This is a genomic window from Burkholderia sp. MSMB1459WGS, from assembly GCF_001534535.1.
Classification (GTDB): domain Bacteria; phylum Pseudomonadota; class Gammaproteobacteria; order Burkholderiales; family Burkholderiaceae; genus Burkholderia.
In genome coordinates this window covers 1-26,229 of the sequence record NZ_LPMU01000089.1, presented here as the reverse complement: position 1 = coordinate 26,229, position 26,229 = coordinate 1, and the positions used below count along the sequence as shown (strand labels likewise).

21 protein-coding genes are annotated in these 26,229 nt (G+C 65.7%); 20 read left to right on the top strand and 1 reads right to left on the bottom strand.

Going from position 1 to position 26,229, the window contains the following annotated elements; all coding sequences use genetic code 11:
- The first annotated feature begins 401 nt into the window (after positions 1–401).
- On the top strand, positions 402–2,477 hold the full coding sequence (locus WT97_RS31895; RefSeq protein ID WP_059500892.1) for a molybdopterin-dependent oxidoreductase: 2,076 nt from the start codon (positions 402–404) through the stop codon (positions 2,475–2,477).
- 137 nt (positions 2,478–2,614) lie between these two features.
- Entirely contained in the window at positions 2,615–4,288 is a 1,674-nt protein-coding gene (locus WT97_RS31890; RefSeq protein WP_059500893.1) for a long-chain fatty acid--CoA ligase, read from the top strand.
- 237 nt (positions 4,289–4,525) lie between these two features.
- Here WT97_RS31890 and WT97_RS31885 read toward each other — a convergent pair whose 3' ends face one another.
- Complete coding sequence (locus WT97_RS31885; RefSeq protein WP_059500894.1) at positions 4,526–5,677, bottom strand: porin; 1,152 nt, start codon at positions 5,675–5,677, stop codon at positions 4,526–4,528.
- 276 nt (positions 5,678–5,953) lie between these two features.
- On the opposite strand from WT97_RS31885, the gene coq7 reads away from it, so the two are divergent.
- The 18 genes from coq7 to lpxC all read left to right on the top strand — a co-directional run bounded on the left by coq7 (position 5,954) and on the right by lpxC (position 26,116).
- Complete coding sequence (coq7, locus tag WT97_RS31880) at positions 5,954–6,580, top strand: 2-polyprenyl-3-methyl-6-methoxy-1,4-benzoquinone monooxygenase (protein WP_059500895.1); 627 nt, start codon at positions 5,954–5,956, stop codon at positions 6,578–6,580.
- Between the two features lie 386 nt (positions 6,581–6,966).
- The gene (gene mraZ, locus WT97_RS31875; protein WP_006487094.1) at positions 6,967–7,395 is read left to right on the top strand and encodes a division/cell wall cluster transcriptional repressor MraZ; all 429 of its coding nucleotides are present in this window, start codon (positions 6,967–6,969) and stop codon (positions 7,393–7,395) included.
- A gap of 23 nt (positions 7,396–7,418) precedes the next feature.
- A complete protein-coding gene (rsmH, locus tag WT97_RS31870; protein ID WP_034206320.1) occupies positions 7,419–8,360 on the top strand; it encodes a 16S rRNA (cytosine(1402)-N(4))-methyltransferase RsmH in 942 nt (313 codons plus the stop codon).
- On the top strand, positions 8,357–8,698 hold the full coding sequence (ftsL, locus tag WT97_RS31865) for a cell division protein FtsL (protein WP_034206321.1): 342 nt from the start codon (positions 8,357–8,359) through the stop codon (positions 8,696–8,698). Before rsmH ends, ftsL begins: the two co-directional genes overlap by 4 nt.
- The gene (locus WT97_RS31860) at positions 8,695–10,542 is read left to right on the top strand and encodes a penicillin-binding protein 2 (protein WP_059500896.1); all 1,848 of its coding nucleotides are present in this window, start codon (positions 8,695–8,697) and stop codon (positions 10,540–10,542) included. Before ftsL ends, WT97_RS31860 begins: the two co-directional genes overlap by 4 nt.
- Positions 10,539–12,077 carry a UDP-N-acetylmuramoyl-L-alanyl-D-glutamate--2,6-diaminopimelate ligase gene (locus tag WT97_RS31855; RefSeq protein ID WP_060355125.1) on the top strand — a complete coding sequence of 513 codons (1,539 nt, stop codon included), beginning with the start codon at positions 10,539–10,541 and terminating at the stop codon, positions 12,075–12,077. Before WT97_RS31860 ends, WT97_RS31855 begins: the two co-directional genes overlap by 4 nt.
- Positions 12,074–13,480 (top strand): UDP-N-acetylmuramoyl-tripeptide--D-alanyl-D-alanine ligase, encoded by a 1,407-nt coding sequence (murF, locus tag WT97_RS31850; protein ID WP_060036083.1) that lies wholly within the window; start codon positions 12,074–12,076, stop codon positions 13,478–13,480. The genes WT97_RS31855 and murF overlap by 4 nt, the downstream gene beginning before the upstream one ends.
- Before the next feature lie 16 nt (positions 13,481–13,496).
- Positions 13,497–14,666 carry a phospho-N-acetylmuramoyl-pentapeptide-transferase gene (gene mraY, locus WT97_RS31845; protein WP_006477019.1) on the top strand — a complete coding sequence of 390 codons (1,170 nt, stop codon included), beginning with the start codon at positions 13,497–13,499 and terminating at the stop codon, positions 14,664–14,666.
- A gap of 28 nt (positions 14,667–14,694) precedes the next feature.
- Positions 14,695–16,206, top strand: a complete 1,512-nt coding sequence (gene murD / locus WT97_RS31840; protein WP_059500899.1) for a UDP-N-acetylmuramoyl-L-alanine--D-glutamate ligase — start codon at positions 14,695–14,697, stop codon at positions 16,204–16,206.
- The gene (ftsW, locus tag WT97_RS31835; protein WP_059500900.1) at positions 16,203–17,486 is read left to right on the top strand and encodes a putative lipid II flippase FtsW; all 1,284 of its coding nucleotides are present in this window, start codon (positions 16,203–16,205) and stop codon (positions 17,484–17,486) included. The genes murD and ftsW overlap by 4 nt, the downstream gene beginning before the upstream one ends.
- Positions 17,483–18,586, top strand: coding sequence for an undecaprenyldiphospho-muramoylpentapeptide beta-N-acetylglucosaminyltransferase (murG, locus tag WT97_RS31830; protein ID WP_059500901.1), 1,104 nt, complete (start codon positions 17,483–17,485; stop codon positions 18,584–18,586). Before ftsW ends, murG begins: the two co-directional genes overlap by 4 nt.
- The gene (murC, locus tag WT97_RS31825; RefSeq protein WP_060355124.1) at positions 18,583–19,980 is read left to right on the top strand and encodes a UDP-N-acetylmuramate--L-alanine ligase; all 1,398 of its coding nucleotides are present in this window, start codon (positions 18,583–18,585) and stop codon (positions 19,978–19,980) included. The genes murG and murC overlap by 4 nt, the downstream gene beginning before the upstream one ends.
- Before the next feature lies 1 nt (position 19,981).
- Positions 19,982–20,923 carry a D-alanine--D-alanine ligase gene (locus WT97_RS31820; RefSeq protein ID WP_060355123.1) on the top strand — a complete coding sequence of 314 codons (942 nt, stop codon included), beginning with the start codon at positions 19,982–19,984 and terminating at the stop codon, positions 20,921–20,923.
- Positions 20,924–20,942: 19 nt separating this feature from the next.
- Positions 20,943–21,695 carry a cell division protein FtsQ/DivIB gene (locus WT97_RS31815; RefSeq protein WP_059500904.1) on the top strand — a complete coding sequence of 251 codons (753 nt, stop codon included), beginning with the start codon at positions 20,943–20,945 and terminating at the stop codon, positions 21,693–21,695.
- A gap of 26 nt (positions 21,696–21,721) precedes the next feature.
- Complete coding sequence (gene ftsA / locus WT97_RS31810; protein ID WP_059500905.1) at positions 21,722–22,954, top strand: cell division protein FtsA; 1,233 nt, start codon at positions 21,722–21,724, stop codon at positions 22,952–22,954.
- A gap of 112 nt (positions 22,955–23,066) precedes the next feature.
- On the top strand, positions 23,067–24,263 hold the full coding sequence (gene ftsZ / locus WT97_RS31805) for a cell division protein FtsZ (RefSeq protein ID WP_006477012.1): 1,197 nt from the start codon (positions 23,067–23,069) through the stop codon (positions 24,261–24,263).
- Positions 24,264–24,451: 188 nt separating this feature from the next.
- The gene (locus WT97_RS31800) at positions 24,452–24,958 is read left to right on the top strand and encodes a peroxiredoxin (protein ID WP_059500906.1); all 507 of its coding nucleotides are present in this window, start codon (positions 24,452–24,454) and stop codon (positions 24,956–24,958) included.
- Between the two features lie 240 nt (positions 24,959–25,198).
- A complete protein-coding gene (gene lpxC / locus WT97_RS31795; RefSeq protein WP_006487145.1) occupies positions 25,199–26,116 on the top strand; it encodes a UDP-3-O-acyl-N-acetylglucosamine deacetylase in 918 nt (305 codons plus the stop codon).
- Positions 26,117–26,229 lie beyond the last annotated feature (113 nt).

Here is a 26,229-nt window from a genome sequence, read left to right as displayed (position 1 = left end):
CGAACAGGACCGTGAAACGACTCTACGCCGATGATAGTGCGGATTCCCGTGTGAAAGTAGGTAATCGTCAGGCTCCCCTCAAGACAGAAACCCCCGCCCGATCAGGCGGGGGTTTTTGCATTTGTGCGGCGGAAATCACTACCGCATCAATCGCAACATCAAATCCCCTCAATCGCCCCTATCTCCAGCGATTCAATCGATTATTGATCGCATCTTCGATCAAGATCGCAACTTGCCCTCCGCAACGTATCGTCAAGCGCGATTGTGCGACCAGCTCCACTTCCTGGAGCCGGGCACCTCGCCCCGTCTTCGGTCAGGTAATCCAAAATCGGTGCGAAATGGGCGCTTTATTCGGCGGGGCCACGTAAAATTTGCGAATCCCCATCTCTGCATTCAAAACGATGAACGCCGCCACCCAGGTAGCCCGGGCTGTTTGCCCGCATGATTGTCCGGACACGTGCGCCATGCGAGTGACCGTCGAGAACGGCAAGGCAATCAAGGTCACGGGCGATCCCGACCATCCGCCGACGCAGGGTGTGTTGTGTACGAAGGTCAGCCGATACGCGGATCGCGTTCATCACCCCGATCGCCTCACTGTCCCGCTCAAGCGGGTCGGCCCGAAGGGAGAAGGGCGCTTCATGCCGATCAGCTGGAGTGAGGCGTTCGACGAGATCGGACGCCGCCTCGGTGAAATCGCCACACGCGCGCCGGAAGCGATCGTGCCGTACAGCTATGCGGGAACGATGGGGCTCGTGCAAGGCGAAGGCATCGCCCAGCGCTTCTTCCACACGCTCGGCGCCTCGCGGCTGGAGCGGACGATCTGCGCGGCAGCCGGCGCAGCGGGGCTGCGATACACATACGGCGGCAGTGTCGGCATGCACCTTGAATACTTCGAGGAAAGCGAGCTGATTCTGATATGGGGCGCGAATCCGATTGCATCGAGCCTGCATTTCTGGACCCGCGCGCAGGAAGCGAAGCGCCGTGGCGCGCGTCTTGTCGCGATCGACCCATATCGTTCGCTGACCGCAGAGAAATGCCATCAGCACATCGCACTGAAACCCGGTACCGATGGTGCGTTTGCGCTCGGCATGATGCATGTGCTGATTACCGAAAACCTGCTCGATCACGATTACATCGCCGACCACACGCTCGGCTTCGACGCGCTCAAGGCGCGCGCGATGTCCTATCCGCCGGAACGCGTGGCGAAGATCTGCGGCATAGACGCGTCGGTGCTGATCGATCTTGCGCGTCGCTACGGCGCTACCCGGAAGGCAGCGATCCGCCTCAACTACGGCATGCAGCGTGTTCGCGGCGGCGGCAATGCCGTGCGCGCGATTGCCAGCCTGCCGGCGCTGACGGGGGCGTGGCGCGATCGGGCAGGCGGCCTGCTGCTGTCGTCGTCGGAATCGGCGCCCGTCAATCAGGCGGCGCTGCTGCGTCCGGACCTGATGCCGGGTTGGCCGCACAAGCTGCCTCGCATCATCAACATGAACGCGATCGGCGACGCGCTGCTGCATCCGGGAGACGCGACGTTCGGGCCGAAAGTCGAAGCAGTGATCGTGTACAACTCGAATCCGGTGGCGGTTGCGCCGGACTCGTCGAAAGTCGCCGCAGGCTTCGCGCGCGACGATTTGTTCACGGTCGTTCTCGAGCACTTCAAGACAGATACGGCCGATTTCGCCGACATTGTATTGCCGGCGACCACGCAGCTCGAACATCTGGATGTCCATAAATCGTATGGCCATACCTATGTGATGGCGAACCTGCCGGCGATTCCGCCGGTGGGAGACGCGCGGCCGAACACGGAGATCTTTCGCGGGATCGCGCGCAGCATGGGCCTTGACGAGCCCGCGCTCTATCAAAGCGACGAAGAGGTCGCGCGCGCGGCGCTTCGCTGGGACGATCCGGCGCTCGACAGCGACTGGGACACGCTGAAGCGGGCCGGCTGGCTGAAGCTCAAGCTGCCGGAGGCGCCGTTCGCGAATGGCGGTTTCCGCACGCCCTCCGGCAAGTGCGAGTTCTACAGCCCGCGCCTCGAGCAGATGGGCATGGATCCCGTTCCCGACTACCTGCCGCCGTTCGAATCCACCGAAGCCGCGCCCGAGCTCGCCGCACGCTATCCATTGGCGATGATTTCGCCGCCGGCCCGCCACTTCCTGAATAGCACGTTCGTGAACGTCGACAGCCTGCGTTCGACGGAAGGCGAGCCGCACCTGGACATGCATCCGTCCGACGCCAGCGCTCGCGGCATCGCAGAGGGCGACGTCGTCCGCATCTTCAACGACCGCGGCTCGATGCAGGCGCGCGCGCGAATCACCGATCGCGCGCGCGCCGGGCTCGTCGTCGGGCTGTCGATCTGGTGGAAGAAACTCTCACCGGACGGCAAGAACGCGAATGAGGTGACGAGCCAGGCGCTGACCGATCTGGGCAATTCGGCGACGTTTTACGATTGTCTTGTGGAAGTTGAGCGAATTTGATCGAATATCGCCGTATGATCAGACGAAATTGACACGCAAGTTCGAAGTGGACATCTAACCCTGTTGTCTCGGGGCGGGGGAGCCGTTACGATGCGTTTTAGCACGACCATTCGAAAATCTGTGAGGAGACGCGCGGTATGGACAAAATTTGGCTGAAATCGTACCCACCCGGCGTTCCAGCCGAAATCGACCCCTCTCCTTATCCGTCCGTCCCGGACCTGCTCGACGAAAGCTTCCGGCAGTATCGCGACCGTACCGCGTTCGTTTGCATGGGCAAGCGCATCACGTACGGCGAACTCGACAGGCTGTCGCGTCAGTTCGGCGCTTGGCTGCAGTCCCGCGGCCTGGCTCGCGGGGCGCGCGTCGCGATCATGATGCCGAACGTGCTGCAGTACCCGCTGACGATCGCTGCGGTCCTGCGCGCCGGCTATACCGTGGTCAACGTCAATCCGCTCTATACGCCGCGCGAGCTCGAGCATCAGCTGAAGGACAGCGGTGCGGAGGCGATCGTCATCCTGGAGAATTTCGCGTCGACGTTGCAGGCCGTCATCGCCAATACGGCCGTCAAGCACGTGGTCGTCGCATCGATGGGCGACTTGCTGGGCATCAAGGGATGGATCGTCAATTACGTCGTGCGTCACGTGAAGAAGATGGTGCCTGCGTGGCAGTTGCCGTCATTCACGCGCTTCAAGGCCGCGCTCTCGGAGGGCGCACGACAGGCGTTCAAGCCGCAGAAGATCGGCCCCGACGACATCGCGTTCCTGCAGTACACGGGCGGCACGACCGGCGTTGCGAAGGGCGCGACGCTGCTGCACCGGAACATCGTGTCGAACGTGCTGCAGGCCGGCGCCTGGCATCAGCCGGCCCACGACAAGTACCCCGACGTGAAACAATTCGTGACGGTTGTCGCGCTGCCGCTGTATCACGTGTTCGCACTGACCGTCTGCGGTTTCCTGACGATGCGCACGGGCGGCATGGGCGTCCTGATCCCGAACCCGCGCGACATCGCCGGCATGATCAAGGAACTGAAGGGTTACCAGATCTCGACGATTCCGGCCGTCAATACGCTGTACAACGCACTGCTGAACCATCCCGAATTCGATCAGCTCGACCTGTCGAAGCTAGTGATCGCCAATGGCGGCGGCATGGCGATCCAGGAAGGCGTCGCGAAGCGGTGGTATGAAAAGACCCACACTGCGATCATCGAAGGATACGGGCTGTCCGAAACGTCGCCGGTGGCGACCTGCAACCCCGTGACGGCCACCGAATACAGCGGGACGATCGGCTTGCCGCTGCCGTCGACCGAAGTTGCGATTCGCGACGATGCCGGCAATGACGTCGCGCTCGGCGAGCCCGGCGAGATCTGCATCCGCGGGCCGCAGGTGATGGCCGGCTACTGGAACCGGCCGGACGAGACCGCGAAGGTCATGTTCGCGGATGGCTTCTTCAAGACGGGCGACGTCGGCGTGATGGATGCGCGTGGCTACGTGAAGATCGTCGATCGCAAGAAGGACATGATTCTCGTGTCGGGCTTCAACGTGTATCCGAACGAAGTGGAGGACGTGGTGGCCTCGCATCCGGGTGTGTTCGAAGTGGCGGCAGTTGGCGTGCCGGACGAGCATTCCGGCGAAGCCGTGAAGCTGTTCGTCGTGAAAAAGGATCCGGCGCTGACCGACAAAGACATCCTTGCTTACTGCAAGGAGCGGCTCACCGGGTACAAGCGACCGAAGCTGGTGGAGTTCCGCACGGAGCTGCCGAAGACGAACGTCGGCAAGATCCTGCGACGCGAATTGCGCGACGGACGCGCGTAACGCACACAACGATACGGTTGAACGCAAAGCCCGGCCTGTTGCCGGGTTTTTCGTTTGCGGCTGCGGCGGAGCGCTCGTTTCGTGCGGAGGCGGCGGCAGGCCTTGTTTTCGGGCTGACGGCTCGGGGCGGCGTACGCGACCCGCCGACCCGCCGACCCGCCAACGTCCCGCCCCGTCAGAAAAGAAAAAGGCGCCCGAAGGCGCCTCCAATATGCTGCGGCTTGTCAGACAAGCTGATTAGAACTTGTGACGGATACCGACGCGTGCTGCAACCTGGTTGCTGGTGCTCGACCCGGCCAGACCGTTGATCGCTGCCGTTGCCTTCAGGACGTTGCCGTTGGAATCGAGCACGTTGCCCGATGCGTGCTGGTACACGCCGATCACGTAGACGTCGGTGCGCTTCGACAGGAAGTAGTCGACGCCCAGCGAGCCCTGGTGGTACTTGGCTGCCGAATTGCCGTTGATCTTGCTGCCTTGCGTGTAGTCGTACGCTGCGCCGAGGATCAACGCCGGCGTCAACTGGTACTTGAAGTTGATTTCGCCGTTGTTGAACGTCGCGGTCTGGTTCACGAACGGGCCTGCCGAGAAGCCCTTGAACTTCGTGTTCGAGTACGTCGCGCCGATCGTCGCTGCGCCGAACGTGTATGCGCCGCCTGCACCGATGACCTGGTACGTGTTCGCGTTGTTCGCGTACGCACCGTAGATCGGCGACGAGACCGACGACGACGTCGACCCGTTGTTGAACATGCCGCCGAACTGGTTCGGCGTGCGTGCGTTCAAGTAACCGACGCCAAGGACCAGCGGGCCGTTGTTGTAGCCTGCGCCGAGCGACCAGACCTGGTTCTTCGAGAACTGGCCAGCCTGGCCGCCGAAGCTGTACAGGCCACCGAACGTGAAGCCGCCGTAGCTCTGGCTCGTGTACTTGACCGCGTTGTTCACGCGATACGCGTTGTTGAAGTTGTCGAGGTCGCCCGGGTGAGCGGCGATGTAGCCGCCCCACTGGTCGCCTGCCTCGAGCGGGCCGACGAAGTCGACGACGGAGTCGTACTGACGACCCAGCGTGACCGTACCGTACTGGCTCGACAGGCCGACGTAAGCCTGGCGACCGAACATCAGGCCGCCCTGACCGAGCTTGCCGCTGTTCACGTCGAAACCGTTTTCGAGGGTGAAGATCGCCTTCAGGCCGCCACCGAGATCTTCGGTGCCGCGCAGGCCGAAGCGGCTGCCTTGCATCACGCCGCTGGCCATGCTGTACAGGTGCTTGCCGCCTGCGTTGTTGTTGAAGAGCAGGCCTTCATCGATGATGCCGTAAAGCGTCACGCTGCTTTGCGCATGGGCAGCGCCAGCGAACGCGCCCAGCGCGACGAGCGCGAGAAGCGACTTTTTCATTAACGGATCTCCAAGAATCACTGAATTTTTTTGGCGGGGCGGATAGTTATGTTCTGTTGACGGGCCCCATCAACTTCGCAAGAAGTCGCACGTAATGTAGCAAAGCCGTTTTTTGCCACAAAGCGAAATGCTGCAGCTCAACGCCGCTATGTTTCCTTTATGCAACAATGGTTAAAATCACGGGTTAACCGCAATTTCCGCTGAATAATCAAGTCGGTTACGCGGCGGACTCGTGCCTTTGCCGCGCGCAGCGGCACCTGCAGCCAGGAGAACAGGATGGTGTTGGATGAACTGATCAGCGAATTCGATCGCGGCCTGCGATCGCTGACCGGCATTAGCCGGATGAGCCGGCCGGTGCCTGTGCCGGCCGATACGCCCGACGTCGAACTGACGCCCGCCGAACGCACGCACGCGGCCGGGCTGATGCGCGTGAATCACGTCGGAGAGGTCTGCGCGCAGGCGCTCTATCAGGCGCAGAAGCTCACCGCGCGCACGGCATCGGCGAAGGCGATGTTCGAGGAGGCCGCGCGCGAGGAGGAGGATCACCTCGCGTGGACCGCGCACCGCCTGAAGGAACTCGATTCGCGCCCGAGCCTGCTGAACCCGCTTTGGTATGCCGGCGCGCTCGCGATCGGCGTGGCGGCCGGCGCGCTCGGTGACAAGGTCAGCCTCGGCTTCATGGCCGAGACGGAGCGGCAGGTCGAGAGCCACCTCGAAGGCCATATGTCCGAGCTGCCGGCGACCGACACCGCGTCGCGCGCGATCGTCGACCAGATGCGGATCGACGAGGTCAAGCACGGCAAGGCAGCGACCGACGCAGGCGGTATCGAACTCCCGCTGCCTGCGCGGATGCTGATGCGCGCCGCGTCGAAAGTCATGACGAGCACTGCGTACTATCTCTGAGATTTGCGCCGGGGTGGCGTGGGACGTCGCCCCGGTTCGCCGCCCCCGATACCGTCCGCTCACTCCTCGTTTTCCCGCCCCCGAAAGCCCCGTCCGCACGCCCGTCTGGCCCGCCTTTCTCACGTATCACCTTCACAAGTTGCACTAGCTCATTCATTTATAACGGTTTTTGGAATGAGGGGTCGCATGAGCATGCGCGCGTAAGTCCTTGTTCTAACTAACAAAATTCGTCAAAAAAGCGGGCCGCTCCCTTGACCGTGCCACACCCTTCCTCTAAAGTGGGAGACAGTGTGAGAAAGTGTATTTTTGTGTGATTTAGCAGGCTATTCCGGCTAAATTCTCAGCATTGAGCGGGTGCTTCGGTGCCCTGAACGGGAGAGCGGAAAGTGTTCCAAGGGGCGTCGGCGCTGACGCTCGATGCGAAAGGGCGGATGTCGGTGCCGGCTCGCTATCGCGAAGCGCTGCAAGGACAGGCAGAAGGACGGGTGACTGTGACCAAGCACCCGGACGGCTGCCTGTTGCTGTTTCCGCGCCCCGAATGGGAAGTGTTCCGCGCCAAGATCGCTGCGCTGCCGATGGACGCCCACTGGTGGCGGCGAATTTTTCTCGGCAATGCGATGGACGTCGATCTCGACAGCGCGGGCCGGATTCTTGTATCGCCCGAGCTGCGCATGGCAGCCGGACTGGAAAAGGAAGTCATGTTGTTGGGAATGGGTAGTCACTTCGAGCTGTGGGATTCGCAGACCTACAACGCGAAGGAGCAGGCAGCGATGGCGCAGGGCATGCCCGACGCGCTGAAGAATTTCACGTTCTGATTGCGGTGACGGAGACGCCCGCGATGGGAAATGAATTGCGGCATCGGACGGTGCTGTTGGATGAAGCGGTCGAGTCGCTCGTGACGCGGCCGGACGGCGTGTATGTCGACGGCACGTTCGGGCGCGGCGGCCATAGCCGCGCGGTGCTCGCGCGGCTGGCGCCGGCCGGGCGGCTGATCGCGTTCGACAAGGATCCGAGGGCGATCGAGACGGCGCAGGGCATCGAGGATGCGCGCTTCTCGATCGTGCACGACAGCTTTGCATCGATGCGCGACGCGCTTGCGGCGCGCGGCGTCGAGAAGGTGTCAGGGGTGTTGCTGGACCTGGGCGTGTCCTCGCCGCAGGTGGACGATCCGGCGCGCGGCTTCAGCTTCCGCGCCGATGGTCCGCTGGACATGCGAATGGATCCGACGCGTGGCGAGTCGGCGGCCGAATGGCTCGCGCGGGCTTCGGTGCAGGAATTGACGGAGGTGATACGGGATTATGGGGAAGAACGGTTTGCTTTTCAGATTGCAAAGGCGCTTGTTGCTCGCCGGGCAGAGTCCGACCGTCTTGGGCCTCTCGACACCACGGGCGAGCTTGCCCAAATCGTGGGTCACGTCGTCAAAACCCGTGAGAAGGGCAAGGATCCGGCAACCCGCACCTTTCAGGCTATACGGATTCACGTCAATCAAGAGCTTGCGGACCTGCAAGTCGTACTAGACGCGGCATTGTCGTTGCTGGAGCAAGGGGGGCGGCTGGTGGTCATCAGCTTTCATTCACTCGAGGACCGGATCGTCAAGCGATTCATGCAGGCGCACGCGAGCGCGCCTGCGGTCGATCGTCGTCTGCCGATTCGCGCCGTCGACCTCCCGAGCCCGCCGCTCAAGATCATCAGCCGCCAGTTTCCGAGCGAAGCGGAAGTCGCCGCGAATCCGCGCGCCCGCTCGGCCGTGATGCGCATCGCGGAGCGCGTCACGCCATGAGCCGCCTCAACATCTTCCTGCTGATCATCGTGATGGGTTGCGCGCTGTCGGTCGTCAACTCGACGAACCAGCAACGCCAGATCTTCATCCAGCTGCAGCGCGCGCAGTCGCAGGAGCGTCAGCTCCAGCAGGACTATGCGCAGCTTCAATATCAGCAGAGCGCGCTCTCGAAGACGTCGCGCATCGAGCAGCTCGCGAACGATTCGCTGAAAATGCAGCCGATCTCGACCGGCCGCACGCAATACCTGACGCTGCCGCCCGGCGCCGCGAAGGCGATCGACGCGCCGATCGCTGCATCGGCCGACACGACCGGCAAGGGCAAGGGGGGCGCGCGATGAAGCCGTCTCCGAAGCGCCAGAACGTGAAGTTCTCGTCGAGCCCCGTGCTCGGCGTCCATTTGCCGATGTGGCGCTCGAAGCTCGTCGTGTTCCTGCTGTTCATGGCGTTCGTCGCGCTGGCCGCTCGCGCGTTCTGGATCCAGGGGCCGGGCAACGCGTTCTATCAGAAGCAGGGCGAAAGCCGCTATCAGCGCACGATCGAACTGCCGGCGACGCGCGGCAAGATTCTCGACCGTAACGGGCTCGTGCTCGCGACGAGCTTGCCGGTGCGCGCGATCTGGGCGATTCCGGACGCGGTGCCGGACGATCTCGACGCGGACAAGATCAACCAGCTCGGCAAGCTCCTCGGCATGACGTCGAAGGAGCTGCGCGTGAAGCTGTCGGAAGACAAGGGTTTCGTCTACGTGAAGCGCCAGGTGCCGATCGACGTCGCCGACAAGGTCGCCGCGCTCGACATTCCCGGTATCTATCAGCGCAACGAATACAAGCGCTTCTATCCGGAAGGCGAGATCACCGCTCACCTGATCGGCTTCACGAACGTCGAGGACGAAGGGCAGGAAGGCGTCGAACTGGGCGACCAGAAGATGCTGTCCGGCACGTCGGGCATGCGTCGCGTGATCAAGGACCGGATGGGGCACATCGTCGAGGACGTCGCCGAGCAGATTCCGCCGCACAACGGCACCGACGTCGACCTGTCGATCGACAGCAAGATCCAGTACATCGCGTACGCGAACCTGAAGGCCGCCGTCGAGAAGTTCAAGGCGAAGGCCGGCGCGGCGATGGTCGTCGACGTGCGTACCGGCGAAGTGCTCGCGCTCGTCAACTACCCGACGTACAACCCGAACGACCGCTCGCGCATGACGGGCGAGCAGTTGCGCAACCGGATCATGACCGACGTGTTCGAGCCGGGCTCGATCATGAAGCCGTTCACCGTGTCGCTCGCGCTCGACCTGCACCGCGTGACGCCGAACACGCTCGTCGAGACGGGCAACGGGCATTTCGTGCTCGACGGCGCGCCGATCACCGACGACGCGGGTTTCGGTACGCTGACGGTCGGCGGCGTGATCCAGAAGTCGAGCAACATCGGCGCGACGAAGATCGCGATGACGATGCGGCCCGAGGAAATGTGGAATATGTATACGAGCATCGGCCTCGGTCAGGCGCCGAAGGTCGGGTTCCCGGGCGCGGTGGCCGGCCGTCTGCGTCCGTGGAAGAGCTGGCGCCGCATCGAGCAGGCGACGATGTCGTACGGCTACGGCCTGTCGGTGTCGCTGTTCCAGCTCGCACGGGCGTACACGGCGATCGCACACGACGGCGAGCTGATGCCCGTGACCATTTTCAAGACCGACCCCAATCAGCCGGTCGCGGGCACGCAGGTGTTCAACCCGACCACCGCGCGCGAAGTGCGTGCGATGCTCGAGACGGTGGTCGCGCCGGGCGGCACGTCGCCGGATGCGGCCGTGCCGGGCTACCGCGTCGGCGGCAAGAGCGGTACCGCATACAAGCACGAAGGTCACGGCTACACGCGCAAGTACCGTGCGTCGTTCGTCGGGATGGCGCCGATGCCGAATCCGCGCGTCGTGATCGCGGTGTCGGTCGACGAGCCGACCGCCGGCAGCCACTTCGGCGGCCAGGTGTCCGGCCCCGTATTCTCGGCGATCGCCGGCGACACGATGCGTGCGCTGAACGTCCCGCCGAACATGCCGATCAAGCAGCTCGTCGTGTCCGACGATTCGCCGGAATCCGCTCCCGCAAAAGGCCCGCAAAAGCTGGCCGCGGGGAGCGGCGCAAAGCATATGATCGTGTCCAGCACGACGCGTAATTCACCAGGAGTTGTTCGATGAGCGCCGCCCGCAGTTCCCATCCGGCGCATCAGCAGATCGCAGCCGCGCTCGCGTGGCTGCGTCAGCATGTGGCCCCCGCGGCGCAACTGCATGCCGACACGCGCAGCCTCAACGCTGGCGACGTGTTCGTCGCGTATGCGGTCGACGGGGCAGACAACCGCGCTTTCATGGCCGATGCCGTCGCACGCGGTGCGGCCGCCGTGCTGTATCAGCCGGAAGGGCTGACCGACGCGCAGACCGTACCCGTCGCGCTCGCGGTACCGGCGCTCGACCAGCTCGCCGGCGAGATCGCCAGCGGCTGGTACGGCGATCCGAGCGACAGCCTGCTCGCGGTCGGTGTCACGGGCACGAACGGCAAGACGTCGTGCACGCAATGGATCGCCGCCGCGCTGACGGCGCTGCACCAGCCGTGCGCGGTAATCGGCACGCTCGGCAGCGGGATGCCCGGCCAGCTCGTGCCGACCGGCTTCACGACGCCCGACGCGCCGCAACTTCAGCGCAGCCTCGCGCAATTGCGCGACGCGGGCGCACAGGCCGTGGCGATGGAGGTGTCGTCGCACGCGCTGCACCAGGGGCGCGTGAACGGAACGGCGTTCGACATCGCGGTGTTTACGAACCTCACGCAGGATCACCTCGACTATCACGGCACGTTCGACGCGTACGAGGCCGCGAAGGCGAAGCTGTTCGCATGGCGTGGCCTGCGCGCGGCGGTGATCAATCGCGACGACGCAGCCGGCCGCCGCCTGCTCGAGAAGCTGGCCGGCCGCGTGCGCACGATCGCGTACGGGATCGGCGATGTGCAGGCGCCCGACGCCGATCGCGAACTGGTCGCGCTCGACGTGCGCGCGACCGCGACGGGTACCGCATTCCGCCTGCGTTCGTCGTGGGGCGACGCGGACGTCGAGGTCGGCACGCTCGGCACGTTCAACGTCAGCAACCTGCTCGCCGTGCTCGGCTCGCTGCTCGCGGCCGACGTGCCGTTTGCGGCGGCCCTCGCCGAGATCGAGCGGCTCGAGTCGGTCAACGGCCGGATGCAGCGGCTTGGCGGGCGGCTGCAGAACGACGAACCGCTCGTCGTGATCGACTATGCGCATACGCCCGACGCGCTCGAAAAGACGCTCGACGCGCTGCGCCCGATCGCCGCAGCGCGCGGCGGCCGGCTCGTCTGCATGTTCGGCTGCGGCGGCGATCGCGATGCGACGAAGCGTCCGCTGATGGGCGCGATCGCGGAGCGGCTCGCCGACGAAGTCGTCGTCACGAGCGACAACCCGCGCAGCGAAGATCCGCAGCGCATCATCGACCAGGTCGTCGCGGGCATGATCGTGCCCGATCGCGCACGCCGTATCGAGGATCGCGCGAGCGCGATCCTGCAGGCGGTGCGCGGCGCCGCACGCGAGGATGTCGTCGTGCTGGCCGGCAAGGGCCACGAGGCCACGCAGGAAATCATGGGCAAGAAGCGCGCGTTCTCCGATCAGGATCACGCGCGGCTCGCGCTCGCAGCGCGCGCGACGCACGGCAAGGGAGGCGCCGAATGACGATGCTCAGTCTCGGCGAAGCCGCCCGCCTGATTCCCGGCGCCACCGTCCGCGGCGACGCGGGCGTCACGTTCGACCGCGTGTCGACCGACAGCCGCACGGTCGGCCCGGGCGACCTGTTCGTCGCGCTGAAGGGCGAGCGTTTCGACGCGCACGACTTCCTCGGCGACGTCGCCGCGCGCGGGGCCGCCGCGGCGCTCGTCGCGCATGCGCCGGCGGGCATCGCGATGCCGCTGATCGAAGGCGGCGAAACGCGCGCCGCCCTCGGCGCGCTCGCGCACGGCTGGCGGATGCGATTCCCGCTGCCGCTCGTCGCGGTGACGGGCAGCAACGGCAAGACGACCGTCAAGGAAATGATCGCGTCGATCTTCGCGGCGGCGGTCGGCGCCGACGCGCGGCTCGCGACGGCCGGCAACCTGAACAACGACGTCGGCCTGCCGCTGACGCTGCTGCGCCTGTCGGCCGCGCATCGTCTCGCGGTGATCGAGATCGGGATGAACCATCCGGGCGAAACCGAAGTCCTCGCGCGCCTTACCGCGCCGACGGTCGCGCTCGTCAACAACGCGCAGCGCGAGCATCAGGAATTCATGGCGACGGTCGAGGCCGTCGCGCTCGAACACGCGGCCGTGATCCACGCGCTGCCGCCGGACGGCGTCGCGGTGTTCCCGGCCGACGACGCGTACGCGGGCATCTGGCGCGTCGCGGCGACCGGCAACCGGATCCTCGATTTCGCGCTGCACGACGCCGAACGCCAGAGCGACGCGCAGGTCGTCGGGCGCGTGCACAGCGGCGAACTCGCGATCGACACGCCGGTCGGCGCGGTCACGGTGCGGCTGCGTGCGCTCGGCGAGCACAACGCGCGTAACGCGCTGGCCGCGACGGCCGCGGCGCTCGGCGCCGGCGTCGAGCTGTCGGCAATCCGGCAGGGCCTCGAATCGTTCGAACCGGTCAAGGGCCGGCTGCAGGTGAGGCAGGCGAGCGTCGGCAGTCTTGCGGGCGCAACCATCGTCGACGATACGTACAACGCGAACCCCGATTCGATGCGTGCCGCGATCGATGTGCTCGCCGCGCATCCGGCGCCGCGCGTGCTGGTGATCGGCGACATGGGCGAAGTCGGCGACGAAGGGCCGGCATTCCACCGCGAAATCGGTGCGTACGCGCGCGAACGCGGAATCGATGCGCTGTTCGCGCTCGGCGACGCATCGCGCGACGCGTGCACCGCATACGGCGACACGGCGCGCCATTTCGGCGACGTCGACGCGCTCGTGGCGGCGCTGCTCGCGGCCGGTTACGGCGCGCAGGCGACGGTGCTCGTGAAGGGCTCGCGGTACATGAAGATGGAGCGCGTGGTCGACGCGCTGACGAACCAACCCGCGGCGGGCACCGTGCCCGCCGCACACTGAGTAGAAGGAAGGAAGCATGCTGCTGGCGCTGGCGCAATGGCTGCAAGGAGACGCAAGCTTTTTGCGCTTGTTCACGTACCTCACGTTCCGTGCGGTGATGGCCACCATCACCGCGCTCGGGATCGGGCTCGTGTGCGGACCGTGGGTGATCCGCAAGCTGACGCAAATGAAGGTCGGGCAGGCCGTGCGCAAGGACGGCCCGCAGACCCACCTCGTCAAGTCCGGCACGCCGACGATGGGCGGCGTGCTGATCCTGATCGGCATCGCGGTCGCGACGCTGCTGTGGGGCGACCTGACGAACCGTTTCATCTGGATCGTGATGCTCGTCACGTTCGGTTTCGGCGTGATCGGCTGGGTCGACGATTACCGCAAGGTCGTCCACAAGGACCCGCGCGGGATGTCGTCGCGCGAGAAGTATTTCTGGCAATCGGTGATCGGGCTGTTCGCGGCCGTCTACCTCGCGTTCAGCGTGTCCGAGGCGAACAACGTGCGCGTGTTCGACCTGTTCATGGCGTGGGTGAGGAGCGGCCTGTCGATGGGGCTGCCGGCGCGCGCCGACCTGATGCTGCCGTTCCTGAAGTCGATCAGCTACCCGCTCGGCGTCTGGGGCTTCATCGTGCTGACCTACTTCGTGATCGTCGGCGCGAGCAACGCGGTGAACCTGACCGACGGCCTCGACGGCCTCGTGATCATGCCGGTCGTGCTGGTCGGCGCGTCGCTCGGTGTGTTCGCGTACGTGATGGGCAGCGCGGTCTATTCAAAATATCTGCTGTTCCCGCACATTCCGGGCGCGGGCGAACTGCTGATCTTCTGTTCCGCGATGGGCGGGGCCGGGCTCGCGTTCCTCTGGTACAACACGCACCCCGCGCAGGTGTTCATGGGCGACGTCGGCGCGCTGGCGCTGGGCGGCGCGCTCGGCACGGTCGCGGTGATCGTGCGCCAGGAAATCGTGCTGTTCATCATGGGCGGCATCTTCGTCGCGGAAACGCTGTCGGTGATGCTGCAGGTTTCGTGGTTCAAGTACACGAAGAAGCGTTACGGCGAAGGGCGGCGGCTGCTCAAGATGGCCCCGCTGCATCACCACTTCGAATTGTCCGGCTGGAAGGAAACGCAGGTGGTCGTGCGTTTCTGGATCATCACGCTGATGCTGTGCCTGTTCGGTCTGACCACCCTCAAGCTGCGGTAAAGGAAAGGTAACAAGGATGTCTGGCGAGATGTTTGGAGATCGGCAACGGCCGATGGTGCTCGTACTGGGGCTCGGGGAATCGGGTCTCGCGATCGCGCGATGGTGCGCGAGGCACGGGTGCCGGCTGCGCATTGCCGATACCCGCGAGGCGCCGCCGAACCTTGCCGCGCTGCAGGCCGAAGGCATCGATGCGGAATTCGTCGGCGGCGCGTTCACGCCCGCGCTGCTCGACGGCGGCATCGAACTCGTCGGGCTGAGCCCCGGGCTGTCGCCGCTGGAGCCGGCACTCGCGGCGCTGGTCGCGGCCGCGAACGAGCGCGGTATCGCGGTGTGGGGCGAGCTGGAATTCTTCGCGCAGGCGCTGCGCGCGCTCGGCACGAGCGGCTACCAGCCGAAGGTGCTCGCGATTACCGGCACCAACGGCAAGACCACGACGACGAGCCTCACGGGCCTGCTGTGCCAGCGCTCGGGCAAGAAGGTCGCCGTCGCGGGCAACATCAGCCCGGCGATGCTCGACCGGCTCGCGAGCGCGATCGACGACACCGCGCTGCCCGACGTATGGGTGCTCGAACTGTCGAGCTTCCAGCTCGAGACCGCGCGCACGTTTGCGCCCGATGCCGCCGCGATCCTCAACATCACGCAGGACCACCTCGACTGGCACGGCAGCTTCGACGCGTACGCGCAGGCAAAGGGCCGGATCTTCGGCGCGACGACGACGCGCGTGCTGAACCGCGACGACGCGGCCGTGATGAAGTTCGCGCCGGCAGCCGGCGCGGCCGACGCGCCGCGCACGGTCACGTTCGGCCTGAACGAACCGACGCAGGACGGCGACTACGGGCTGTCGCGCGACAACGGTATCGCATGGCTGGTGGAAGCCGTCGATCGCGACGCGCCGGATGAAGCGGCGACGACGCGCCGGCGCAAGCGCGACGCCGCGCATACGCCCGACATCGCGCAGAAGCGCCTGATGCCGGCCGACGCGCTGCGCATCCGCGGGCTGCACAACGCGGCGAACGCGCTGGCCGCGTTCGCGCTCGCGCGTGCGATCGACCTGCCGGCCGCGCCGCTGCTGCACGCGCTGCGCGAATACCGCGGCGAAGCGCATCGCGTCGAAGTGATCGCGACGATCGACGACGTCGATTATGTGGACGACAGCAAGGGAACGAACGTCGGTGCGACGGTTGCCGCACTCGATGGCCTCGCGCAGAAAATCGTGCTGATCGCCGGCGGCGACGGCAAGGGCCAGGATTTCGCACCGCTCGTTGCTCCAGTCGCACGCTGGTGCCGCGCGGTGATGCTGATCGGCCGCGACGCGCCCGCGATCCGCGACACGCTCGCCGAAACGGGCGTGCCGCTCGCCGACCACGCGACGCTCGAAGGCGCGGTGCGCGCGGCGGCCGATCTGGCCGAGCCGGGCGACGCGGTGCTGCTGTCGCCCGCGTGCGCGAGCCTCGACATGTTCCGGAACTACGCCCATCGCGCGGAAGTGTTCCGCGCGGCGGTCGACGAAATCGCCATCGACAAAGGAGCGACGCCATGAGCTGGTCCGATCGCCTCGTCTCCCGTTTCAACGACCGGCGCGACACCGGCGGCAATGCCGCGGGCGGCCGCGTCGCATCGGCCACGCGCGCCGCGACGGGCGGCCTCGCGAGCGTCGTCAACGGCGTGCGCCCGAGCCGTTCGCGGATGCTCGATTTCGACTATTCGCTGCTGTGGGTCGCGATCGCGCTGCTCGGGCTCGGCGTCGTGATGGTGTATTCGGCGTCGATCGCGATGCCCGATTCGCCGAAATACGCGTCGTATCACGATTACGCGTTCCTGATGCGTCACTGCGTGTCGCTCGCCGTCGCGTTCGTCGCGGCGGTGATCGCGTTCCGCGTGCCGGTGTCGACCTGGGACAAGTACGCGCCGCATCTTTTCCTGATCGCGCTCGTCGGCCTCGTGATCGTGCTGATCCCGCACGTCGGCAAGGGTGTGAACGGTGCGCGCCGCTGGATTCCGCTCGGCATCACCAACATGCAGCCGTCGGAAATCATGAAGCTCGCGGTGACGATCTACGCGGCGAACTACACGGTGCGCAAGCAGGAATACATGCAGAGCTTCGCGAAGGGCTTCCTGCCGATGGCGTTCGCGGTCGGCCTGGTCGGCGCGCTGCTGCTGCTCGAGCCCGACATGGGCGCGTTCATGGTGGTCGCCGCGATCGCGATGGGCGTGCTGTTCCTCGGCGGCGTGAACGGCAAGCTGTTCGGCGGCCTCGTCGCGACGGCGGTCGGCACGTTCACGATGCTCGTGTGGCTGTCGCCGTGGCGTCGCGAGCGGATCTTCGCGTACCTCGATCCGTGGGACGAGCGCTACGCGCAGGGCAAGGCCTACCAGCTCACGCACTCGCTGATCGCGTTCGGGCGCGGCGAATGGTTCGGCGTCGGCCTCGGCGGCAGCGTCGAGAAGCTGAATTACCTGCCGGAAGCGCATACCGACTTCATCCTCGCGGTGATCGGCGAGGAGCTCGGCTTCGTCGGCGTGCTGGTCGTGATCCTGCTGTTCTACTGGATCGTGCGCCGCGCGTTCGAGATCGGCCGTCAAGCGCTCGCGCTCGATCGCACGTTCGCGGGCCTGATGGCGAAGGGCATCGGCATCTGGTTCGGCGCGCAGACGTTCATCAACATGGGCGTGAACCTCGGGCTGCTGCCGACGAAGGGCTTGACGCTGCCGCTCGTGAGCTACGGCGGTTCGGGCATCCTGCTGAACTGCGTCGCGCTCGCGGTGCTGCTGCGGGTCGATTACGAAAATCGCGTACTGATGCGCGGAGGGAAGGTATGACCGCGTCGCAACGCACGCTGATGGTGATGGCAGGCGGCACCGGGGGCCACGTGTTCCCCGGGCTCGCGGTCGCGCACCGGATGGAAGCGGCGGGCTGGCGCGTCGTATGGCTCGGCAACCCGGCCGGGATGGAAGCGACGCTCGTGCCGAAGCACGGTATTCCGATGGAGTACGTGCGGTTCGGCGGGCTGCGCGGCAAGGGCCTGAAGACCAAGCTGACGCTGCCGGTCAACCTGCTGCGTGCATGCTGGCAGAGCCTCGGCGCGCTGCGCCGCGTGCGACCGGACGTCGTGCTCGGGATGGGTGGCTACATCACGTTCCCGGCGGGCGTGATGACCGCGTTGTCGGGGCGCCCGCTCGTGCTGCATGAGCAGAATTCGATCGCGGGCCTGACCAACAAGGTGCTCGCGAAACTCGCGAAGCGCGTGCTCGTTGCGTTCCCCGGCGCGCTGCCGCACGCGGAATGGACGGGTAACCCGATTCGCGCGGAACTTGCGCACATCGAATCGCCCCAGGCACGCTATGCGTCGCGCAGCGGCCCGCTCAACGTGCTGGTGGTCGGCGGCAGCCTCGGGGCGGCCGCGCTGAACGAAGTCGTGCCGCGCGCGCTGGCGCGGCTGACGCCGGGCGAGCGGCCGCGCGTCGTGCACCAGGCCGGCGTGAAGCACATCGACGCATTGAAGGCGAATTACGAAGCGGCCGGTTTCGCGGCCGGCGAAGACGTGCGGCTCGTGCCGTTCATCGACGACATGGCGGCCGCGTATGCGGCAGCGGATCTGGTGATCTGCCGGTCGGGCGCGATGACGGTGTCGGAGATCGCGGCGGTGGGCGTGGCGGCGCTGTTCGTGCCGTTCCCGTACGCGGTCGACGATCATCAGACGACCAACGCCGCGTTCCTCGCCGATGCGGGCGCGGCCGTGCTGGTGCAACAACGCGACCTGTCGGCGGAACTGCTCGCCGACTGGCTGCGCGGCCAGTCGCGGGCATCGCTCGCGGCCATGGCGGAACGTTCGCGCGCGCTCGCGAAGCCCGAGGCCACCGACGAAGTCGCGCGCGTCTGCGCGAAGGCGGCCGGCGCGAACCTGGAACAACTGCAATGAAACACATCGTCAAACACATTCATTTCGTCGGGATCGGCGGCGCGGGCATGAGCGGCATCGCCGAAGTGCTCGTCAACCTCGGCTACGCGGTCAGCGGCTCGGACCTGTCGCGCAATGCGGTGACCGATCGTCTCGAGGCGCTGGGCGCGCGGATCGCGATCGGCCACGATGCGGCGAACATCGAGGGCGCGAACGCGGTCGTCGTGTCGACGGCCGTGCGCTCGGACAACCCCGAAGTGCTGGCCGCGCGCGCGAAGCGCGTGCCGATCGTGCCGCGCGCGGTGATGCTCGCGGAGCTGATGCGCCTGAAGCAGGGGATCGCGATCGCCGGCACGCACGGCAAGACCACGACGACGAGCCTCGTCGCGAGCGTGCTCGCGGCGGGCGGGCTGGACCCGACCTTCGTGATCGGCGGCCGGCTGATCAGCGCCGGCGCGAACGCGCGGCTCGGCACGGGCGATTTCATCGTCGCCGAGGCCGACGAGTCGGATGCGTCGTTCCTGAACCTCTATCCGGTGATCGAAGTCATCACGAACATCGACGCCGACCACATGGACACCTACGGCCACGATTTCGCGCGGCTCAAGCAGGCGTTCATCGAATTCACGCAGCGCCTGCCGTTCTACGGCAGCGCGGTCGTGTGCGTCGACGATCCGAACGTGCGGCAGATCATCCCGTTCATCTCGAAGCCGGTCGTGCGCTACGGCCTGTCGCCGGACGCGCAGGTGCGCGCGGAAGACATCGACGCGCGCGACGGCCGGATGCATTTCACGGTGATCCGCGAAGGTCGCGCGCCGCTCGCGGTCGTGCTGAACATGCCGGGCCTGCACAACGTGCAGAACGCGCTCGCGGCGATCGCGATCGCGACCGACCTCGGCGTGGCGGACGACGCGATCCAGCGGGCGCTGGCGGAATTCAACGGTGTCGGCCGACGCTTCCAGCGTTACGGCGAAGTGCCGAGCGCGGACGGCGGCCAGTACACGCTGATCGACGATTACGGTCACCACCCGGTCGAGATGGCGGCGACGATCGCGGCCGCGCGCGGTGCGTTCCCGGGCCGCCGCCTCGTGCTGGCGTTCCAGCCGCACCGCTACACGCGCACGCGCGACTGTTTCGACGATTTCGTCAACGTGCTGTCGACGGTCGATGCGCTGGTGCTGACGGAAGTCTATGCGGCCGGCGAGGCCGCGATTCCGACGGCCAGCGGCGACGCGCTGTCGCGTGCACTGCGCGCGGCGGGAAAGGTCGACCCGGTGTTCGTCGCGACGGTCGACGACGTGCCGGAGGCATTGGCGAAGGTCGCGCAGAACGGCGACGTGGTGATCACGATGGGCGCGGGTTCGATCGGCGGCGTGCCGGCGAAGCTCGCGCAACACATTCAACAGAAGGCATGACATGAGCGGGATCGATCCGAAACGTTTCGGCAAGGTGGCGGTGTTGTTCGGCGGCGAATCCGCCGAGCGCGAGGTGTCGCTCACCTCGGGCCGCCTCGTGCTGCAGGGCCTGCGCGACGCTGGCGTCGACGCGCATCCGTTCGACCCGGCCGAGCGGCCGCTGTCGGCACTGAAGGACGAAGGCTTCGTGCGTGCGTTCAATGCGCTGCATGGCGGCTACGGCGAGAACGGCCAGATTCAGGGCGCACTCGATTTCTACGGCATTCGCTACACGGGCAGCGGCGTGCTCGGCTCGGCGCTCGGCCTCGACAAGTTCCGCACGAAGCTCGTGTGGCAGCAGACGGGCGTGCCGACGCCGCCGTTCGAGACGGTGATGCGCGGCGACGACCTGGCCGCGCACGCGACCGACATCGTCGCGAAGCTCGGCCTGCCGCTGTTCGTGAAGCCGGCGAGCGAAGGCTCGAGTGTCGCGGTGCTGAAGGTGAAGACGGCGGACGCGCTGCCGGCCGCGCTCGAGGAAGCCGCGACGCACGACAAGATCGTGATCGTCGAGAAGAGCATCGAAGGCGGCGGCGAATACACCGCGTGCATCGCCGGCGATCTCGACCTGCCGCTGATCAAGATCGTGCCGGCCGGCGAGTTCTACGACTACCACGCGAAGTACGTTGCCGACGATACGCAGTACCTGATCCCGTGCGGCCTGCCGGCGCAACAGGAAGCGGAGCTGAAGCGCATCGCGCGCCGTGCGTTCGACGTGCTCGGTTGCACCGACTGGGGCCGCGCGGATTTCATGCTCGACGCGGCCGGCAATGCGTATTTCCTGGAAGTGAACACGGCCCCCGGGATGACCGACCACTCGCTGCCGCCGAAGGCCGCGCGCGCGGTCGGCATCGGCTATTCGGAGCTGGTCGTGAAGGTGCTGTCGCTCACGCTCAACGACTGACGCAGGAACGGAACGACGTATGTGGAACAACGTTCGCCAACTCAACCTTGCCGCCAGCGCGCTGTATGCGCTGCTGCTGCTCGTGTTGGCGGCGGCCGGCTGCTACTGGCTGATCCAGCGCCCGACGTTCGCGCTGCGGGAAATCCGGATCGACGGCGACACCGAGCACATCAATTCGCCGACGGTGCGCGCGGGCGTGGTTGGACGGCTGAAGGGCAATTTCTTCACGGTCGATCTCGACACGGCGCGCGCCGCGTTCGAGCAGATGCCGTGGGTGCGTCACGCGAGCGTGCGTCGGGTGTGGCCGAATGCGCTGGCTGTCACGCTCGAGGAGTACAAACCGCTCGGGACCTGGGGCAGCGATCAGCTCGTGAGCGTGGACGGCGAGCTGTTCACCGCGAATCAGGGCGAGCTGGAGCAGGAGTTGCCGGCGTTCGACGGCCCGGAAGGCAGTGCGAAGGAAGTCGTCGCGCGGTATCGCGACTTCGGGAAATGGTTTGCGCCGCTGAAGGCGGCGCCGGAAGAGGTGACGCTGTCGGCGCGGTACGCGTGGACGGTGAAGCTGTCGAACGGCATGCAGGTCGAGCTGGGCAAGGAGCGCAACAGCGACACGCTGCATGACCGGAGCCAGCGTCTGGTGGCCGCGTGGCCGGCCGTCACGGAGCGTTGGGGCAACGACATCGAGTACGCGGATCTGCGTTATCCGAACGGATTCGCGATTCGCGCGGCGGGCATGCGGTTCCTGACCGATACCGACAAGCGCAAGAAGTAACGAGAGATCACACGCAAGAGCACTTTATGAGCAAAGACTACAAGGATCTGCTGGTTTCCCTCGACATCGGCACGTCGAAGGTGGTGGCCATCGTCGCCGAGCTGAAGGGCGAGGGCCACTACGAGGTGATCGGTCTCGGCCAGAGCGAGTCGAAGGGTCTGAAGAAAGGCGTGGTGGTGAACATCGAGGCCACCGTGCAGTCGATCCAGCGCGCGCTCGAGGAAGCCGAGCTGATGGCCGACTGCAAGATCACCAACGTGTTCACGGGGATCGCGGGCAGCCACATCCGCAGCTTCAACTCGAGCGGGATGGTCGCGATCAAGGACAAGGAGGTCACGCAGACCGACGTCGCGCGCGTGATCGAGACCGCGAAGGCGATCAACATCCCGACCGATCAGCAGGTGCTGCACATCCTCACGCAGGAATTCATCATCGACGGCCAGGAAGACGTGCGCGAGCCGATCGGGATGAGCGGCATCCGGCTGGAAGTGAAGGTGCACATCGTGACGGGCGCGGTGAGCGCCGCGCAGAACATCGTCAAGTGCGTGCGCCGCTGCGGGCTGGAAGTGAACGACCTGATCCTGCAGCCGCTCGCGTCGTCGCTCGCGGTGCTGACCGAAGACGAGAAGGATCTCGGCGTGGTGCTGGTCGACATCGGCGGCGGCACGACGGACATCGCGATCTTCGCCGAAGGCGCGATCCGCCACACGGCGGTGATTCCGATCGCCGGCGACCAGATCACGAGCGACATCGCGATGGCGCTGCGCACGCCGACGCCGGATGCGGAAGACATCAAGGTCGGCTACGGGATCGCGAAGCAGGCGCTCGCCGATCCGGACGAAATGGTGGAAGTGCCCGGCCTCGGCGAACGCGGCCCGCGCACGCTGTCGCGTCAGGCGCTCGCGGCCGTGATCGAGCCGCGCGTCGAGGAACTGTTCTCGCTCGTGCAGCAGGTCGTGCGCGAATCAGGTTACGAAGAACTCCTGAGCTCCGGCGTGGTCATTACCGGCGGCGCGTCGATGATGCCGGGCATGGTCGAACTCGGCGAGGACATTTTCCTGAAACCGGTGCGCATCGGCGCGCCGGAATATGCAGGCGGCCTCGCCGACGTCGTGCGCAATCCGCGCTACTCGACGGCGATGGGGCTGCTCGTCGAAGGCAGTGCTCAGCGCATGCGCGGCCGCAAGGTCGCCGTGCAGTCCGGCAACGCGGGGCAAGTGTTCTCGCGGATGAAGGAATGGTTCCTGAGCAACTTCTGACAAACCGAATCGAAATTCGCGCTGGTGCCGGCGGCTGGCGCGCGACAGGGGGTTGCCCGATCTCCTGCCGAATAACGGCCGAGTAGCAGTCATTCTCTTGACGGAGGCAACAATGGAATTCGAAATGCTGGAAACCGAAACCAACGGCACCATCATCAAGGTGGTCGGCGTTGGCGGCGCTGGCGGCAATGCCGTCCAGCACATGATCAACCGCGGCGTGCAGGGCGTCGACTTCATCGTGATGAACACGGACGCCCAAGCGCTGTCGCGTTCGCGCGCATCGTCGGTGATCCAGCTTGGCAACACGGGTCTTGGCGCCGGTGCGAAGCCGGAAATGGGTCGTGCGGCAGCGGAAGAAGCGCGTGAGCGCATCGCCGACGCACTGCGCGGCGCGCACATGGTGTTCATCACGGCCGGCATGGGCGGTGGCACGGGCACGGGCGCGGCACCGGTGGTCGCGCAGATCGCGAAGGAGATGGGCATTCTGACGGTCGGTGTCGTCAGCAAGCCGTTCGAGTTCGAAGGCGGCAAGCGCATGCGCGTCGCCGAAGCAGGCTCGCAGCAACTGGAGGATCACGTCGACTCGCTGATCGTCGTCCTGAACGACAAGCTGTTCGACGTGATGGGCGACGACGCCGAGATGGACAAGTGCTTCCAGTGCGCGGACGACGTGTTGAACAACGCGGTGGCAGGTATCGCGGAAATCATCAACGTCGACGGCCTCGTGAACGTCGACTTCGAAGACGTGAAGACGGTGATGGGCGAGCAGGGCAAGGCGATGATGGGCACGGCGACGGTCGCCGGCGTCGATCGCGCACGCCTCGCGGCGGAACAGGCCGTGGCGAGCCCGCTGCTCGAAGGCGTCGATCTGTCGGGTGCGCGCGGCGTGCTGGTCAACATCACGTCGAGCCGTTCGCTGCGCCTGTCGGAAACGCGCGAAGTGATGAACACGATCAAGAGCTACGCGGCGGAAGATGCGACGGTGATCTTCGGTGCGGTGTACGACGACGCGATGGGCGATGCACTGCGCGTGACGGTCGTGGCGACGGGTCTGGGCCGTGCGGCGAAGAAGCAGCAGTCGGCTCCGATGACGCTGCTGCGCACGGGTACGGACAACCAGCCGGTCAGCGCGGTGTCGCACGGCTATGCGCAGCCGCATCACGTCAGCACGGCCGACTACGGCGCGCTCGACACGCCGGCGGTGTGGCGCAATTCGCGCGAAACCGCGGCATCGCACGTGCAGGCGCTGCAGGAGAAGGGTGTCGACACGTACGACATTCCGGCTTTCCTGCGCAAGCAGGCTGACTGACGCAAACACAGGCGAAGCCGCGGCGACACCGCCGCGGTATCGCCGGCGTGACGGATGCTACGGACCACGACAGGCCGCGTCGGATGCGACGCCGGGCCGGGAAAGGTGCCCTCTCCGCTCGAGCGGGGCGGGATGGGCCGTGCTGTCCGCAACACGCTGAAAAACCGTATCGCTATGAGGGACCAGCCATGATTCAAGTGGGCGACGCGCTGCCCGACGCGCAATTGTTCGAGTTCGTCGACGACGCGCGCGAAGGGTGCACGCTGGGGCCGAACGCCTACAGCGTGCGCGACCAGGTTGCGGGAAAGCGGGTGGTGATCTTCGGATTGCCGGGCGCGTTCACGCCGACCTGCTCGGCGCAGCATGTGCCGGGCTACGTCGAGCACGCCGAGCAATTGCGCGCGGCGGGGATCGACGAGATCTGGTGCGTGTCCGTCAACGACGCATTCGTGATGGGCGCATGGGGACGTGATCTGCACACCGCGGGCAAGGTGCGCATGATGGCGGACGGCAGCGCGGCTTTCACTCATGCGCTGGGGCTGACGCAGGATTTGTCCGCGCGTGGCATGGGAATTCGTTCCCTGCGCTACGCGATGGTGATTGACGGCGGTGTGGTCAAGACGCTGGCCGTCGAGGCGCCGGGCAAGTTCGAAGTGAGCGATGCGGCGAGTGTTCTCGCGACGTTGACGTCCTGATCGTGCGGTGCGCCGTTGCCTTCCGGCAACGCTGCTCGCCGGCCTCAGGGCAGTTGTAACACGGGCTGATGACCGGAAACGCCTCCGTTCCGGGCATCGGCCCGTCCCGTATCGGCGCGGGTAAACTGTCGAAACAGATTGATACGCAGTTTCGGACAGCGTCGAATAGGGAATTACGCTATAATCCCGCCTATCGAATATAACTCCTGATTGATATCTTCAATCAAGACGAAGAAGACCATGTTGAAGCAGCGCACCATCAAATCCATCGTGAAGACCGTGGGTATCGGTGTCCACTCGGGCCGCAAGATCGAGTTGACGCTCCGTCCCGCCGCGCCCGGCACGGGCATCGTCTTTTCACGCGTCGACCTGCCGACGCCGGTCGACATTCCCGCATCGGCGATGTCGATCGGCGACACGCGACTCGCGTCGGTGTTGCAGAAGGATGGCGTGCGCGTGTCGACGGTCGAGCACCTGATGTCCGCGTGTGCGGGCCTTGGCATCGACAACCTGTATGTCGACGTGACGGCCGAGGAAATCCCGATCATGGACGGCAGTGCGGCCACGTTCGTGTTCCTGATCCAGTCCGCCGGCATCGAGGAGCAGAACGCGCCGAAGCGCTTCATCAAGGTGAAGAAGCCGGTCGAAATCCGCGATGGCGACAAGTTCGCGCGTCTCGATCCGTATTTCGGCTTCAAGCTGAAGTTCTCGATCGATTTCCGCCACCCGGCCGTCGACAAGACGGGCCAGGAGCTCGAAGTCGATTTCGCGACCACGTCGTACGTGCGCGAGATCGCGCGTGCGCGCACGTTCGGTTTCGCGCACGAAGCAGAGATGCTGCGCGAGATCGGCCTGGCGCGCGGCGGCAGCATGGACAATGCGATCGTGCTCGACGAGTACCGGATCCTGAACAACGACGGGCTGCGCTACGACGACGAGTTCGTGAAGCACAAGATGCTCGACGCGATCGGCGACCTGTACGTGATCGGCCACCCGCTGCTGGCTTCGTACACCGCGTACAAGTCGGGCCACGGCCTGAACAACGCGTTGCTGCGCGAGTTGCTCGCACACGAAGACGCGTACGAGATCGTGACGTTCGACGATCCGCAGGCTGCGCCGAAAGGGTTTGCATTCGACGCGCAGACGGCTTTCGCGTGACCGGCGTTCGGCGCAAGCAATAAAAAAGCGACCCATTGATCTGCTCTAGAAATCCTGGACACAAATGAGTGTTAGTGTTTCGGAGGCAATTTTCCCAATAGGAACGGGAGGTT

What these genes read in the sequence shown, in the direction of transcription:
- WT97_RS31885 (WP_059500894.1), bottom strand. Translation starts at nt 5,677, where the DNA reads ATGAAAAAGTCGCTTCTCGCGCTCGTCGCGCTGGGCGCGTTCGCTGGC.
- rsmH (WP_034206320.1), top strand. Translation starts at nt 7,419, where the DNA reads ATGGGAAATGAATTGCGGCATCGGACGGTGCTGTTGGATGAAGCGGTC.
- murF (WP_060036083.1), top strand. Translation starts at nt 12,074, where the DNA reads ATGACGATGCTCAGTCTCGGCGAAGCCGCCCGCCTGATTCCCGGCGCC.
- coq7 (WP_059500895.1), top strand. Translation starts at nt 5,954, where the DNA reads ATGGTGTTGGATGAACTGATCAGCGAATTCGATCGCGGCCTGCGATCG.
- lpxC (WP_006487145.1), top strand. Translation starts at nt 25,199, where the DNA reads ATGTTGAAGCAGCGCACCATCAAATCCATCGTGAAGACCGTGGGTATC.
- WT97_RS31855 (WP_060355125.1), top strand. Translation starts at nt 10,539, where the DNA reads ATGAGCGCCGCCCGCAGTTCCCATCCGGCGCATCAGCAGATCGCAGCC.
- WT97_RS31895 (WP_059500892.1), top strand. Translation starts at nt 402, where the DNA reads ATGAACGCCGCCACCCAGGTAGCCCGGGCTGTTTGCCCGCATGATTGT.
- murC (WP_060355124.1), top strand. Translation starts at nt 18,583, where the DNA reads ATGAAACACATCGTCAAACACATTCATTTCGTCGGGATCGGCGGCGCG.
- WT97_RS31815 (WP_059500904.1), top strand. Translation starts at nt 20,943, where the DNA reads ATGTGGAACAACGTTCGCCAACTCAACCTTGCCGCCAGCGCGCTGTAT.
- ftsW (WP_059500900.1), top strand. Translation starts at nt 16,203, where the DNA reads ATGAGCTGGTCCGATCGCCTCGTCTCCCGTTTCAACGACCGGCGCGAC.
- murG (WP_059500901.1), top strand. Translation starts at nt 17,483, where the DNA reads ATGACCGCGTCGCAACGCACGCTGATGGTGATGGCAGGCGGCACCGGG.
- WT97_RS31860 (WP_059500896.1), top strand. Translation starts at nt 8,695, where the DNA reads ATGAAGCCGTCTCCGAAGCGCCAGAACGTGAAGTTCTCGTCGAGCCCC.
- murD (WP_059500899.1), top strand. Translation starts at nt 14,695, where the DNA reads ATGTTTGGAGATCGGCAACGGCCGATGGTGCTCGTACTGGGGCTCGGG.
- WT97_RS31820 (WP_060355123.1), top strand. Translation starts at nt 19,982, where the DNA reads ATGAGCGGGATCGATCCGAAACGTTTCGGCAAGGTGGCGGTGTTGTTC.
- ftsZ (WP_006477012.1), top strand. Translation starts at nt 23,067, where the DNA reads ATGGAATTCGAAATGCTGGAAACCGAAACCAACGGCACCATCATCAAG.
- ftsL (WP_034206321.1), top strand. Translation starts at nt 8,357, where the DNA reads ATGAGCCGCCTCAACATCTTCCTGCTGATCATCGTGATGGGTTGCGCG.
- mraY (WP_006477019.1), top strand. Translation starts at nt 13,497, where the DNA reads ATGCTGCTGGCGCTGGCGCAATGGCTGCAAGGAGACGCAAGCTTTTTG.
- WT97_RS31890 (WP_059500893.1), top strand. Translation starts at nt 2,615, where the DNA reads ATGGACAAAATTTGGCTGAAATCGTACCCACCCGGCGTTCCAGCCGAA.
- ftsA (WP_059500905.1), top strand. Translation starts at nt 21,722, where the DNA reads ATGAGCAAAGACTACAAGGATCTGCTGGTTTCCCTCGACATCGGCACG.
- WT97_RS31800 (WP_059500906.1), top strand. Translation starts at nt 24,452, where the DNA reads ATGATTCAAGTGGGCGACGCGCTGCCCGACGCGCAATTGTTCGAGTTC.